The 13,525-nt window shown below is 66.4% G+C and carries 13 protein-coding genes and 1 riboswitch; of the genes, 5 read left to right on the forward strand and 8 right to left on the reverse strand.

Annotated features, from left to right (window positions below; all coding sequences use genetic code 11):
* Nucleotides 1–468: 468 nt before the first annotated feature.
* Both FHU39_RS10335 and FHU39_RS10340 read right to left on the reverse strand, forming a co-directional pair.
* A complete protein-coding gene (locus FHU39_RS10335) occupies nt 469–657 on the reverse strand; it encodes a hypothetical protein (protein WP_183320253.1) in 189 nt (62 codons plus the stop codon).
* Nucleotides 658–984: 327 nt separating this feature from the next.
* Complete coding sequence (locus FHU39_RS10340) at nt 985–1,617, reverse strand: phosphatase PAP2 family protein (RefSeq protein WP_221185219.1); 633 nt, start codon at nt 1,615–1,617, stop codon at nt 985–987.
* Between the two features lie 197 nt (nt 1,618–1,814).
* Here FHU39_RS10340 and FHU39_RS24980 point away from each other — a divergent pair, with 197 nt between their 5' ends.
* From FHU39_RS24980 to eno, 4 genes are all read left to right on the forward strand, one after another.
* Nucleotides 1,815–3,047, forward strand: a complete 1,233-nt coding sequence (locus tag FHU39_RS24980; protein ID WP_221185220.1) for an MFS transporter — start codon at nt 1,815–1,817, stop codon at nt 3,045–3,047.
* Nucleotides 3,048–3,449: 402 nt separating this feature from the next.
* A riboswitch (Fluoride riboswitch) is annotated at nt 3,450–3,523 on the forward strand.
* Between the two features lie 125 nt (nt 3,524–3,648).
* On the forward strand, nt 3,649–5,076 hold the full coding sequence (locus FHU39_RS10350; RefSeq protein ID WP_343065876.1) for a MutS-related protein: 1,428 nt from the start codon (nt 3,649–3,651) through the stop codon (nt 5,074–5,076).
* A gap of 11 nt (nt 5,077–5,087) precedes the next feature.
* Nucleotides 5,088–6,695: a MutS-related protein gene (locus FHU39_RS10355; RefSeq protein WP_183320256.1), complete on the forward strand. Its 1,608-nt coding sequence runs from the start codon at nt 5,088–5,090 to the stop codon at nt 6,693–6,695.
* A complete protein-coding gene (gene eno, locus FHU39_RS10360; protein WP_183320257.1) occupies nt 6,692–7,972 on the forward strand; it encodes a phosphopyruvate hydratase in 1,281 nt (426 codons plus the stop codon). The genes FHU39_RS10355 and eno overlap by 4 nt, the downstream gene beginning before the upstream one ends.
* 27 nt (nt 7,973–7,999) lie before the next feature.
* Here eno and FHU39_RS10365 read toward each other — a convergent pair whose 3' ends face one another.
* Nucleotides 8,000–8,584, reverse strand: a complete 585-nt coding sequence (locus FHU39_RS10365) for a histidine phosphatase family protein (RefSeq protein WP_183320258.1) — start codon at nt 8,582–8,584, stop codon at nt 8,000–8,002.
* A gap of 454 nt (nt 8,585–9,038) precedes the next feature.
* On the opposite strand from FHU39_RS10365, the gene FHU39_RS10370 reads away from it, so the two are divergent.
* Nucleotides 9,039–9,266 (forward strand): hypothetical protein, encoded by a 228-nt coding sequence (locus tag FHU39_RS10370; protein WP_183320259.1) that lies wholly within the window; start codon nt 9,039–9,041, stop codon nt 9,264–9,266.
* A gap of 169 nt (nt 9,267–9,435) precedes the next feature.
* Here FHU39_RS10370 and FHU39_RS10375 read toward each other — a convergent pair whose 3' ends face one another.
* The 5 genes from FHU39_RS10375 to FHU39_RS10395 form a co-directional block, all read right to left on the reverse strand.
* A complete protein-coding gene (locus tag FHU39_RS10375; RefSeq protein ID WP_183320260.1) occupies nt 9,436–10,065 on the reverse strand; it encodes a hypothetical protein in 630 nt (209 codons plus the stop codon).
* Nucleotides 10,066–10,257: 192 nt separating this feature from the next.
* Nucleotides 10,258–11,688: an IS1380 family transposase gene (locus FHU39_RS10380; protein ID WP_183320261.1), complete on the reverse strand. Its 1,431-nt coding sequence runs from the start codon at nt 11,686–11,688 to the stop codon at nt 10,258–10,260.
* A 166-nt stretch (nt 11,689–11,854) separates the two neighbouring features.
* Entirely contained in the window at nt 11,855–12,016 is a 162-nt protein-coding gene (locus FHU39_RS10385; protein ID WP_183320262.1) for a hypothetical protein, read from the reverse strand.
* A gap of 13 nt (nt 12,017–12,029) precedes the next feature.
* On the reverse strand, nt 12,030–12,335 hold the full coding sequence (locus FHU39_RS10390) for a hypothetical protein (protein ID WP_221185221.1): 306 nt from the start codon (nt 12,333–12,335) through the stop codon (nt 12,030–12,032).
* Between the two features lie 74 nt (nt 12,336–12,409).
* Complete coding sequence (locus tag FHU39_RS10395) at nt 12,410–13,456, reverse strand: DUF4192 domain-containing protein (RefSeq protein WP_183320264.1); 1,047 nt, start codon at nt 13,454–13,456, stop codon at nt 12,410–12,412.
* Between the last annotated feature and the right edge of the window lie 69 nt (nt 13,457–13,525).

Consider the following 13,525-nt stretch of genomic DNA (forward strand, 5'->3'; position numbering starts at 1 on the left):
TGCCCGTCGAGTCAGCGGTCCTCACCGTCAACCTTCGGTGTCACCGGCAGCGGCGGGCAGTTTTCGCGCTCGTCGAGAACGATCCGGATCCGTCCAGACTCCGACCGGCCCCGGGTGGCTCGAATCCCGCGGAGATCGGTCGTGTCGCAGAAACTCGTTCCACGAAGGCAGCCCACCGCCGCTGCGTCCCTTCTGCATTGCGGCCCACTCGGCCGGTGTCGGCCGAGGTGAGCCTCTGACGGTCAGCCGCGTCGGGTCGAGCGGGCTGAGGAGGCCAGGCGAACGCGGGGTCGGTACGGGGTTGCGCCGAGCCGACTGATTACCGCGTCGTACTCCGGGGCCTGCGCGTTGGGTGCACCGTCTGTGTCTGCGCTGTTCGGCATGGATCGCTCGTCTGTGGTCGCCGTGAGGCGGGTCGGCCTTGGTCATCTCCCTACGACGGTCTTGGCGGCTGCGGCGGTCAACCGGTCAGGCAGCGTCCGACGCCGAGTCGTCGCTGCGGCCGATCACGGGTGCGAGGGAGGGCAGGACTCGTGCCTGCAGCTTCGACAACGGGAGCGACCCCGGTGGCTGTTTTCCGGGCGCGGACCCGAGAAACGACTCGAAATTGAGGACCTCCTCCACGAGCTGCACCAGATAGGGATCCGCTCCCGTCACGCCCGCAACACTCCCCTGCTGGCCCTCGCCCGTGAGTCGCCGCCCGCGGTCCTGGCCGACCTGCTCGGTATCGGCACCAGCACTGCAGACCGCTGGCGACAGTGGGCCGGCGGCACCTCGGCTGCCTACGAGGTGCCGTCACACCGATGACAGGCTCTGCCGAACGTGATGCCCGCAGACGCCTCACGAACTGCTGTAGCCCCCGATACCCGAGTACGTCGCCGCGAAAGGAAACACCGTGCAAAGCCGGGCTCAGCTTTGCCCCGGCCTGGAGTTCGTGGGCAGCACATTGCTGTCAGCTGTGGTGCGTGATCCCTTTCGGCGTCCTCAGCCGGCGCCGCGGGTGGACAGCAGCCCATGCAAGGATCCGCGGCGTGCTCTGCCGACGACCCGTTGCAGGAGACGAGACAGCAGCGGGCTCGTGATCAGTACGACGACCACAGCGACGACCATGGCGGCGATGACGTCGTGCGGGTAGTGCGCGCCGACATATACCCGGCTGATGGCTTCGAGGATCGCCAGTAGTGCGGCGATGACGCCGAGTCGTCGGTTCACGAAGAAGAGGGCGACCGCGACAGCGGCAGCGAACGTGGTGTGTCCGCTCGGCATGGCGTAATCCGTTGGTGCAGGGCACGTTTCGACGATGAACGCGTGCGGTACAGAGCGGCAGGGGCGCAGCTCGCCGATCTGGTTCTTGATCACTTCGGTCACCAGGAATGCCAGTGCGACACCGATTGGTGCGACCAGGGCCGCCGTCATTTTCCGGTCCCCGTGCGGGCGGGAAATCCACCAGCCCACCAGCAGCAGGATGACGAACAGGCCGATGCTGTAGGTGGTCCAGGCTTCCGCGGCCGCGTTGAGCCAGTGGGTGTGCCGCGCGAACTGGGTGACGTCCCGGAAAAGCGACCCGTCGATGCGCGCCCCGTCGTACGTCGACATCGTCAGCGCCTCCGAAAACATGGGGTAGCTGTGGCCTTTCGTTCGGTGCGCCCTGGCTGGGCACGTCGAGCCGCCAGCTAATCCTTTCCTGGCTGAGAGGGTCCTGAGAGCTCGTGGTGACCGGCTGCGGTGCGCATGGCGACGTTGCACCGTTCCCGGGTCGGGAGCGTTACTTTCGAACCGGCGGCGTGCGATCGTGCGCCGCATGGAGTGCGGAGGTGCCCACCGTGCAGGATCCCGCCGATCCGCCGATCCCTATTCGTTCGCATCCGGTGCTGGCTCGGCGCGCCGCGTTGCGGTTCGTGCTGCTGATCGGGGTCGTCAGCGCCTTCTCCGACATGACGCACGAGGGCGCCCGCAGCATCACCAGTCCCTTCCTCGGATCGCTGGGGGCCAGCGGCCTGGTCGTTTCGGTCGTCGCCGGGGGCGGCGAGTTACTCGGCTATGGGTTGCGTTGGTTCGCTGGGCGGGCGGCCGATCGCACGGGCAGGTATTGGGCGATCGCGTTCTTTGGGTACACCCTGCAGATGGCCGTGGTGCCGTTGCTCGCAGTATCCGGCAACTGGCCGGTCGCCGCGGCCCTGATCGTCACCGAACGGGTCGGGCGGGCGATCCGCATCCCGACCCGGGACGCGATGACCGCACATGCGGCACACCGACTCGGCGGCGGCTGGGCGTTCGGCGTGCGCGAGGCGCTCGATGCCGGTGGCGCGATGGTCGGCCCGCTGGTGGTCAGCCTTGTCCTGTGGTTGCACGGAAGTGACCGGTCTGCCTTCGCCTGGCTCGGCATCCCCGCCGCACTGACCCTGCTCTCGTTGGTTTTCACCTGGCGGCAGTTCCCCAACCCCGCGGACCTGGAATCTGAGGCACCCGCCCCGCCGACCGACGGCGCGCCGCGCCCGCCGGCGTTCTGGCTCTACCTGGCCGCGATGGGTTTGATCGCGGTCGGCTACGCCGACTGGCCGCTGATCGCCTTGCATTTCAGCGAAGAGCGCATGGTCGGCTCCACGGTCGCACCGGTGTTGTATGCCGTGGCAATGGCCGCCGAAGCAGTGGCGGCACTGGTCCTGGGCAAGGCGTTCGACCGCGTCGGTCTGCGGTCCGTGCTCGTCGTGACGGTCCTAACCGCCGCATACGCACCGCTAGTCTTCCTCGGCAGCTTGCCGCTGGCGGTGATCGGGATCCTTGCCTGGGGTCTGGGTATGGCCGCGCAGGAGTCGATCATCAAGGCAGTGCTAACCACCATCGTGCCCGCTGACCGGCGCGCCTCGGCCTTCGGACTGTTCGACACCGGCTTCGGCGTCGCGTGGTTCGCCGGCAGCATCCTGCTCGGCGTGCTTTACGACACGTCCCTGGTGGCGCTGGCCGTGATTTCCGCCCTCGTCCAGCTCGCCGCCCTCCCATTGCTGGTGCTAACTCGCCGACGGTTGGCCGCAGCCGGAAATGGTTAGAAGTCCCCGGTCGACAAGACTCGCACGGGAGTGAATTACGTCCGCGAGAGAACGGATCACTGGGGTCGCCGATCTGCAATCCAACCGGGGTGACATTAAGGTCGACCTGATGCGGCCCGTAACCGGGTTGTCACGCTTGGCCGGAGGTTCGTTCGCTGCCCGGCGGAAACCATTTTGCGCGAGCTTCGAGCAGGTGAACACGAGATGTGTGAAGCGGCACCACGGCCGCTGGCCATTGATGCCTTTCTGCGCCTGCCTTTACACGCTGTCTGCATGGACTAGTAGCGCTATCGGCGTCATACAGGCACCGGCGACCGCGCACTCACGGCGAGCTGCATCGCCGTGTTGAGAGGAGACACGGCCGAGTGAGCGGTGGGTGCCACGCTGCAGTTCATGCATTACAGTGAAAGCGGCGATGGAGTCCGCCGGCGAAGTTTTCGCAAACCGCCCTCGTGGCTGATGGCACCTTCGATCGATACGAAGGTGAGCCACGCCCATGCTCCGCAATCGCTCTACGCTGCTTTATCCATTGCCGCCTGGCGCGGCTGAGCTTGATCGTCGCCCGCCCGAGGGCACCCTGAGCGATCTGAACTTGGACCAGGTGTTCGCGTCGATCTGCGCGGGTGCCGAGCAGTACCGCTTCGATGAGTTCTTCGAGTGCCCGAGTGACGATTTAGCCGTGGTCGGCCACCGGCATGCGGTTTTCAGCGATCTGGAAGCCGCTGCCACGGCGGATGTGATCCGGTCGTTCGTGACCGATGCAGCGGCCGTGCGTGACCGGCTGGCCGAGAAGCTGTATGACGCGTTGCAGGCAGACCGGTGGTTCCTAGGTGCGGTGTCGGCCCATTGCGCTGCGGTGGTCGCGGCGAGCGACGGCCTGGATGCGGCACCGGTGCATGCCGCCGGGCTGCTCGGGTTGCGGGACCGGTTGACCGAATACCGACGCAGCGCCGAGTTCGCGGCGCTGCGGGACGAAGCCGCGCGGCTGGAGCAGGGGCTGGACGACCTACGGTTCGTAGTCCACACTTACGCGGGCAAGATCGTCATCGCACCGCCTGGTGACGAACCGGATTTCGCCGGCTCGGTACTGGAGACGTTCGCGCGGTTCGCTGCCCCCGGCCGGATCGAGGATCAGGACCAGGGCCGGAGCGCGCACCAGCTGGATCGTGTCGAGTCGGCGGTGCTGCACCTGCTCGGCCAACTGTTCCCGACCCTGTTCACCGATGTTGCAGCCTTCCATCGCGCGCATGCCGGGTTCCTTCCCCAGTGGTGGCTGGACGCTGAACGCGAGGCAGCCTTCTACGTGCACTGGCTGGATTTCATGCGCGCGTTGAAGCCCGCCGGCGTGCGGTGGACACTGCCCCGGCTGTCTCGTGAGAATCGCGCCGAGCGGGTCATCGCCGGCTGCGATGTTGCACTGGCGAACCAGCACGCCACCGACGAACAGCGTTGTGTGACCAACGATCTCGAGTTGACCCCACCCGAGCAGATCCTGGCGATCTCCGGGCCGAACCAGGGCGGCAAGACCACCACCGCCCGTATGTTCGGGCAACTGCACTACCTGGCCTCCCTCGGGCTACCGGTGCCGGCCGCACAGGCGGCGTTGTTCCTGCCGGACGCGGTCTACACGCATTTCGAGCGGGCCGAGAGCATCGAAACCCTGGCGGGCAAGTTGGAGGACGAACTGCGCCGCGCCAAGACACTGTTAGAGAGCGCGACCGGCGACAGCGTCATCGTCTTCAACGAGACGTTCGGCTCGACCTCCCTGGCCGACGCCTACGTGCTGGGCGCGACGATCTTGCGGCAGGTGATCGACACCGGTGCCCTCGGCGTGTACGTGACCTTCGTGGACGGACTGACCCGATTGGACCGGCACGTGGTGAGCATGATGAGCACCACCGACCTCGACGACGACTCGGTGCGCACGTTCAAGGTGGTGCGCAAACGGGCGGACGGCAAGGTGCACGCGGCCGCGATCGCGCGCCGATATCAGCTGACGTATGACGACATTCGTCAGGCGGTCAGCTGATGCGCCCCCACTTGCTGTTTCCCGACCGGGACCTGGGCACGCCCGCTGAGAGCACGCCGCCGCTGCTGGCCGACCTGGTCGCTGATCTGGAGCTGCCCACCGTGCTAAGCGCGATGGCCGGCAAGGACGCGTTGACGTACGCGGTGTGTGCGCAGGTCCTGACCGCCACAGACACGACGCCGCAGATCGTGCGCTACCGGCAAGCGGTGCTGGCCGACGCGATCGCGCATGCTGGCGAGTTCGCAGAGCTGTACACGATCGCCACCGAGGCGATCGCTGATGAGAAGAAGATCTACCGCAGCACGCTCCGGCTGCGGCCGGAATCCACCCTGCGCCGGTCGGTGGAGGTCCTCAAACGACTGCTGGACGCGGTCGCCCGGGTGCGGCAGGTGACCGGTCCACTCGGCACGGCCGCCAGGTCGGACGCCGTGCGCGGCATGTGCGCCGTGCTGGCCGAGCAGCTCGATGACCCCTACTTGCACGAGGCCGGAGAGCAGGTGAGAGAGCTGGAACTGGCGCACGGCCTGCTGGTGTCGGCGCAGCTGGATCGAAACGATGCGGTGTCCAGGATGCGGCCGCTGCTGGCGCGCACGTCGGGCAACTGGCTGATCGGGCGGCGGCCGCGGCTGCGCAAACCTACGTTCTCCTACACGATCGCCGACCGCGACCAGGCAGGAATGGAAGCCTTCGCTGAGTTCCGCGACCGCAGCCTCACTCAGGTCTCCAACGCCGCCGACACCTCGGCAACACACATTCTGGGCTTCCTGACCTGTCTGCAACGCGAAGTGGCGTTCTACCTGGGCTGCGTCCGGTTGCAAGTAACCCTGCGCGAACTCCAGGTGCCGACCTGTTTCCCGGACGTCTGCGACAACGACGTCCGCGAGCTGAACGCGGTGGCGCTTCGCGATGTACCGCTCGCCTTGCAGAGCAAACACGCGCCGGTACCGGTGACGGTCGCTGCCAGCCGGGCACGCCTGGTGGTGCTCACCGGCGCCAACAGGGGTGGCAAGTCCACGACGCTGCGGGCGGTCGGGGTGGCCCAGCTGATGGCTCAGGCGGGCATGTTCGCGGCCGCCGCACAATTCCGGTTTGCCGTCTGCACAGGCATTTTCACCCACTTCAAGCGTGAGGAGGACACCGGCATGGAGCACGGGAAGTTCGACGAGGAACTGGAGCGGATGAGCAGGATCACCGGGACGGTGGCACCGGGCGGGATGCTGCTGGCGAATGAATCGTTCGCCTCCACCAACGAGCAGGAGGCCTCCGACGTCGGCTTCGATGTGCTCACGGCCCTGGTCGACAGCGGCGTGACTGTCCTGCTGGTGACGCACCTGTTCGCCCTGGCCAAGCAGCTGTTCGACAACTCACGTCCGTCGGTGTTCCTGCGGGCCGAACGCGGCGCAGGCGGTGAGCGCCCCTTCCAGTTGATCGAAGCGCCGCCGCTGCCCACCAGCTTCGGGGGCGACGTGTACCGCACGGTGTTCGGCACACCACTGGACAGCTCCTTAACCGGTGACGGTCCGGACACGGAACGTCAAGAACCGCAACCGGTTACATCCCGTCACGATCACTCAGATACCACCATTCCCCTAACGAACCCAGCGAAGAGGTCACGATGACAACGAACCAGGACTTGCGACTTACCGGTGTCAGCGCGGAGCAGATTCTGAACTCTCGCGGCCATCCCACTCTGCAGGTCGAGGTGATCACCGCCGACGGGCTGAGCTTCTTCGGCAGCGCACCCTCGGGCGCCTCGACTGGTGAGCACGAAGCGCGTGAACTGCGCGACGGCGGCACCGACTATCGCGGGCTCGGCGTCACCAAAGCAATGACGTTCGTCGACAGTCAGATCGAGCCGGTCCTGACCGACAGGGCCTGGACGACCCTGGATCAGATCGATGGCACACTCGCCGCATTGGACGGCACCGGAAATTTCGCGAAGATCGGCGCCAACACCGCGGTCGCGGTCTCCATCGCCTGCGCCCGCGCACTCGCGCACCAGCAACGAATCCCGTTGCACCAGTGGATATCCGAGCAGTTGGGAACGACCCCTGTGATGCCGGTGCCGCACTTCAACGTGGTCAACGGGGGCGCACACGCCGCCAACGATCTGGCGTTCCAGGAGTTCCTCATCGCCCCCGCCGGCGCGATGACCATCACGGATGCCATCCAGATGGGCGCGGAGATCTATGCGGCGCTGGAGGGCGAACTGCGGGCCCGGTTCGGGGCGGTCGGTGTCGGCGACGAGGGCGGGTTCGCCCCGGACACCGACGACGAGGCTCAGGTGCTGGACATCCTGGTCCGCAGCATCGAGCAAGGCGGCCTGACACCCGGGCTCAACGTCCGGCTGGCACTGGATGCCGCAGCGAATAGCTTTTATGACGGCAAGTACTACCGGCTGCACGGCCGCTGGCGGTCCGCCGACGACCTGCTGGAACGGTACGTCCACCTCGCGACCAACTACCCGATCTGGAGCATCGAGGACCCGTTCGACGAGTCGGACCGGGACGCGTGGCGCGACATCGTGGATCGGCTGGGCTCCACGGTGCAGATCCTGGGTGATGACATCTTCGTCACCGACGCGCAGCGCATCCGTGTCGGCGCCAAGGAGGGGATCGCGAACGCCGCACTGATCAAACCGAATCAGGTCGGCACGGTCACCCAGACGCTGGAGGCGTTACGGGCCGCGCAGGAGGTGGGATTCCGCACCATGGTGTCGCACCGGTCCGGGGAAACACTGGACACGTTCATCGCTGACCTGGCGGTCGGCGCCGGGACCGGCCAGCTCAAAGCGGGCGCGCCCGCCCGGGGTGAGCGGGTAGCCAAGTACAACCGGCTCACCCGGCTGCAGAAGTTGTATCCCGAGTTGCGGTATGCCCATTGGTGGACGGACTGAACAGCGATGACAGTCACTCAACGGGACTCAACTGTCGACTGCGGCCACCTTGTCCATCTCCAGGATGCGCCATCCCTGAGTCTTGTTGTGTTGCAACACGTTCCAGCAGGCGGTTCGCTGCCGCGGCGGAACGGTCAGGGACGAGTCCAGGTGGCCCAGCAGCAGTTGGTTGACCGCGTCATGGGCGACCAGCACCACCCCTGGCTGGTCGGCATACGCCTCCAGTGCGGCAGCAGCGCGGGCGAGAACATCCTCGGCGGGCTCCACACCGGGGGCCGCGTCCAGCGACCCCCACTGCGCGATCACGGCGGCCTTGGGGTGGCCGGACCACTGCCCGTAGTCGCGGTCCATCAGCCGCTCGTCGGCTTCGTCGGTAGTGCCGGCGGCGGCCGCGATCGCTTCGGCGGTGCGGCGTGCCCGCAGCAAGGGACTGTGTCGCACTACCTGCACGTCATACACAGTGAGCGCTTCGGCGAGGCCCGCGACTTGCCGCCGGCCCACGTCGTCCAGGTCCGGGTCCAGGTGCCCGCGCAGCTCACCGTTGGCGTTCAGCACGGTTTGCCCGTGCCGGGCCAGGATGAGGCGGCACCATTCATCCCTCGACTCAGCCATCACACCTGGTCCCGTCCTGCCTTGCGATCAGCGTCGGCGTGCAGCACGGTACGCCGACCGACGCGCCGACAGAAGTGCTTGACCGGCAGTGGCGCCGCTGCTCGCAAGGGCTCCGCGCCGAAGGGCGATGGAGCTCGCCTGGCCCCGCGGCCCGAACCGCAGACCCGGCTAATAGCCCTTCCAAGCTGCTGCTGGCAAGGTTGTGGTGCGCCGAATGGCCCTGATCGCGTCCCGGCGACCATGAGCGGCCTCCCACTGCCGGCGATTCAGGCGCCCCGCCTGGCCGCAGTGCTGCACGTCCGCCTGCACGTCGAACACATCATCGACCTCGAAGACACCCCAATCGACCCCGACCTCGCCGACTGGCAGAAACGAAGTCGACGAACGCCTCCAAACGCGGCACCGCCACGCAGAATCGCTGGTCGAACTGCCCGGCGATGACTGGGACTACCACATGCAACGCGGAGGTTCCTGGCATGCGCTGCTGCACCGGGCCGAACAACTCGATGCCGGCCTGATCGTCGTCGGACCGCACCTGCACGCGCGTGCTCTGGCAGCCGCACTGAGACGCTTCCTGCACGGCATTGCCGGGCTCAACGCCACCGAGCAGCTGGTCCGCCACGGAGACAGGCCGATCCTGTTTGTGCCGTCACAGGTCAGCAAGCACTCAGAAGAATTGTGAATCCGACATACAGCCCCCAACGCGGCTTTCACGATGACGAAGCTCGTCAACTCACTCCTCGGCGATACCGGCCGTTTCGGTACTCAGGGCAAGCAATTCGCACCGTTCGAATTGAGCACTCCGCCAGTTGCCCACTCCGACCTGAATCGGATCCACGTGCAGCGGTGATCTAGAACGATGGTGCGTCTCCGGGCTGCCGGGCGAGGGTTAGGTCGGCAGTCACGATGTTCAGCCGCTCCGCGGCGGCGCCCTTCCCGTGGGACACCGCGCGAGCCTCGGCGACCTCGAGACCGCTCCGGGGTTCGACCCCAGTCGCCGCCAGGAGGTGCTGCTCGTCGATGGGTTCGACCCCGACGGCGGCACGCATCTCGTTGATCGTGGTGCGGACTTCACCCAGTGCGCGGTCGTCGGCTTCCAGTTGATTGAACAGGTGCTGGCCGGACGGGATCATGTCGTCCTCATAGTCGTAGACGTCCTCCCACTGCGGCCGATACCCGAGCTGATCGCGGACTCCTTCGACGACCCGCGGATCCCGGACTGCTTGAGCCATATCGCCGCCGTGCGCAGCCAGAGCTTGCGCAATGCGAGGTTGCGGGACGTCGGGCTCGTTCATCCAGTGAGCGCTTGCGTACGCGCGGTCGGTGGCTGCGTCAGCTTCGCCGACAATGCGTTCGGCGATAACCAGTCGGGTCTGGTTGGCTTCCCTGTCCTGGCCTTCGACACCCAGCTGTAGCGCATCACGGGGCGGCATGTGCAGCACGTCGGGGTAGTTCACTGCCGGTTGCGTGATCTCGGTCATCGAGCCACCTCCAGGGGCTTGTCACGCGGGGCTTCCTTGCATCCCTAAGCCTCGATCCACCGATGAGCTCGGCGGTGGCGGCAGGTGGTCGTGATCGTGGGGTCAGTGGTTGTGGGCGTGCTGGCCTGTCGGGCCTCGCTGTCCGGTTGTTCCACTGGTGTCCTCGGGTTGCGCAGCAGTGCTGCTGGGTGGTCAGGCCGCGAGGAGCGCTGGCGGATCACTGACGCGGTCGAACATGGCGCTCCACGCGTTTTCCCATGGCCAGTCGCGCGGTAGGTGCACGGTGATCCGGCGTGCGGAGGTCGCGACTCGTGCGGGCACGGTGATCAGTTTGTGACGGATCGTTGCGGTGGTGGCCTTGGCTAGCTCCGTGCTGGTCAGGGTTGCCGCGGCCCGGGTCAGATTGAATGCCATCACGGCCAGCACCAACCAGGCGGCGTTGGCGTGGAACTTGCCCGATGGCAGGTGGGCCAGTGCGGAGTTCTTCAGGTCGGCGTGGACCTGCTCGATGACTGCGTGGTGCCGGTGGGTCTTGTCCGCGGCCACGGTATCGAAAACGGCCGTGTCGGTGGTGGTGAAGAAGGCGTGGAAGCGCCACACGTCGAACAAGGTGTCCTGCCCGGCTGCCTTGTTCCTGTCGGCGTTGAAGTCCGGGATGCGGCGCACCACCAACCGGCCGGGGACCCGGTCGGCTTTCTTGGCCGAGGCGAACGCGGTGAACGGTATTTCGGCGACTTCGGCCCGCGAGATCCACGTGTTGGTCTCTTCGTCGAAGATGGCGTCGGTGTACTCGATCGGGGTCCATCCGTCATCACCGATCGCTGAGATCGCTTTCTTCACAGCAGTGTTCATCCGGACGGTGACCGACACCGCGGCACCACCTTTGCGCGCGGCGTGGATTGCCCCACGGGTGTAGAACGCCGAATCCATGCGCACCAGCACCGGCAGGGAGCCGCCCACCAGGCGGCCGGTGGTTTTCACCGCGTCGGCGATGATGCGCTTGGCGCCGCGTGGTGACCCGCACGCGCCCTTGCGCAGCCGCTGAGCCACGACCACCGGCGCTGAACCGGTTCTGCTCGAGGTGGCCAGCAGAGCGTTCAAGCCGCGGACCCCGGAGTAGCCGAACCCGGCGCCCTGCTTGGCATGCCCGTGGACTTCGATGATCGTGTCGTCCACATCAAGCAACGCGTACCCGTGGTCACCGGTAGCCGCCTCGTGGCCATTAGCGGTGGCCACCAACTGGGTGTGCCCGGCCAGGTTGATCAGGAATCTGGAGGCGACCGCGTCCAGTTGGCGGACGTGACCGAAGGTGAATGCTCGCAGGAACGAACCCAACGTCGAGGGTGCGTAGGCTCGGTCGAAAACGCGACCCATCCCGCCATGGCGCAACAACGACATGTCATCAATGCAGTCCGCACCGGCGATCATCCCAGCCACCAGCGAGGCGACCTTCAATCCTGGGTTCGCGCCCTTGTCGGTCGGGACCGACACGTGCTCATCGGCCAGGTCCGCGAGCCCGGCGGACTCGGCCAACGCCAGCACCGGCACCAGTCCACCAGCCGACACGAGGTTCGGATCGTCGAACGTCGCTGACGTCTGGCCAAGAGTATGAGAGAGTCGCATCTACGAGATGCCCTTCGTGTCGCGGTCGAATTGTTGCCTGAAGAACTCCAATTCTCCCGCCACACAAGGGCATTCTCACTTCACGACACGCTCACCCAAGCGACCACATCGGTGGATCGAGGCTAAGGCAAGCCGGGTGCCCCGGCGGCCAATCGCGCTTGGACGTTCAGCCGTTAGGGCGGTCTTCGGTCGGGAACATCAGGTCCACCGCGTAGCCGTCGGCCGTGGTCTGATCGGTCGTCGGTTCGGAGTAGGACTTGTTCTCATCGCCCTCGTCGAGGAGTAAGCACAAGCGTGCTTCGGCGGCGGACCGGTTCCGGTTCTGCACGGTTGCTCCTTGCTCAACGTCTCGGGTTGTTCCTGACAGCACGGTGGTCGCTGCCGGCGACCGGGCCGTCCCAGCGCGGATCGGTCGCGGTCGGCGTGACTCGTTCGCCGACTGGTGATTCGAGGTCGTCGACGTGGCGTTTGAAATAGCTGCCACCCAGATAGTCGACCTGGGCGATCTCCAGCGGCTTACCTGCCGTTCCGTCCGGAAGGCTCGCCTGCCATTCGGCGGCCAGCTCCCGGCTCGTGTAGACACTGCCGTACTCGTGATGCGGCTCTGGGTCGACGGTTACGCCCCAATGGCTGCCGAGGACGGTCACCCACGGACTATCGGCCTCGTGCCCGTCGGTGGAGATCAGTGCCCAGTAGGTTTCGTCGGCTGTCGCTCGTCGGCTCATCGTGGTGGCCTTTTTCGGTCAGGACCCTCGTGAGAGGGCGGCTCACGGCGCGGATCGTGTCGGTTAGGCGGGCCACCTAGCCTTTGTCGGCAATCTATGGGTTCCGTCACTGGTGGTGTCCAGCCGGCCGGGTCGAGACCGCGCTCGACTGCCGTATCGAGCAGTCTGGCAAGGCTGTTTGCCGGGTCGGTAACGCGCTCTAGAGCCAGCCGTGCGCCCATTCCGTCCCCGTGCAGCCACGCGCCAAATGCCGCCAGGTTGGCGACCGGAGTGCGGGCATCCTCGGGAGATCGGGTCAGGAGGTCCTTCCAAAGTGCCGCGTGGGCGCCGGACTCCTCGTGGGTCATCAGCCCCAGTGCGTGATCGCGCAGGGGCACGTTTTGGACATCGCCGATCAGGCGCGCCGCGTCGTTCGCAGCCAGCGGCACCGGCCGCGCCACGAACCCCTCGATCGTGTGCGTCATCCACCGCTGCTCGACGGCGGCAGCGGGAGCCCAACCACCAACAAGGTCCATGCGTTCCGCGGAAGCCATCACCGCCGCAGACAAGTCCTCATCGACAGGGCCGAAGGACGCACGCAATTGGCTCAGGGTGTCGTACGGTTGCCGGTCGCCCCTGCCGATGAACGCCACGGCGACACGGTCGCGGTCTGCTTGGGTGATCGTTCCTTGGTTGATCGTCTCGGGCCGGGTGTCGCCCAAGCGCAGCCACGAGTCCCCCTGTGCCGCGATCCGATCAACGACTGTCGTTTCGGGTTCGAGCGCGGCGGCGACGGCGTCGCAGACCGAGGTGGCACGCTCCAGTTGATCCGTGAAGGCAAGGACAAGGACCTGCCCGCCGATGAACCGCTCGAAGGACTTCGCCAATCCCTGTGCCAAGTCGCCGTAGTTCTCGCTTGTTGTCGGGATGTCAGCACGCGCCACCGGCCGCCGCGGGTCGATGGGGAACACGACGACCGAGCCGTCCGGGCGTGCTCCGAGGACGTGGGGCAGGACGGCGACGACATCGCCAGGCCCGGCAAGTAGCAGTGGCGGCTCATCCATCAGAGGTCCTCTCAATGACGTTCCTGTAGGCCATAAGGCGCGTCCGTGCCCGCTGGCGGTCAGACATCC

Origin of the sequence: Flexivirga oryzae, assembly GCF_014190805.1 — a bacterium.
GTDB classification, from domain to species: Bacteria; Actinomycetota; Actinomycetes; order Actinomycetales; family Dermatophilaceae; genus Flexivirga; species Flexivirga oryzae.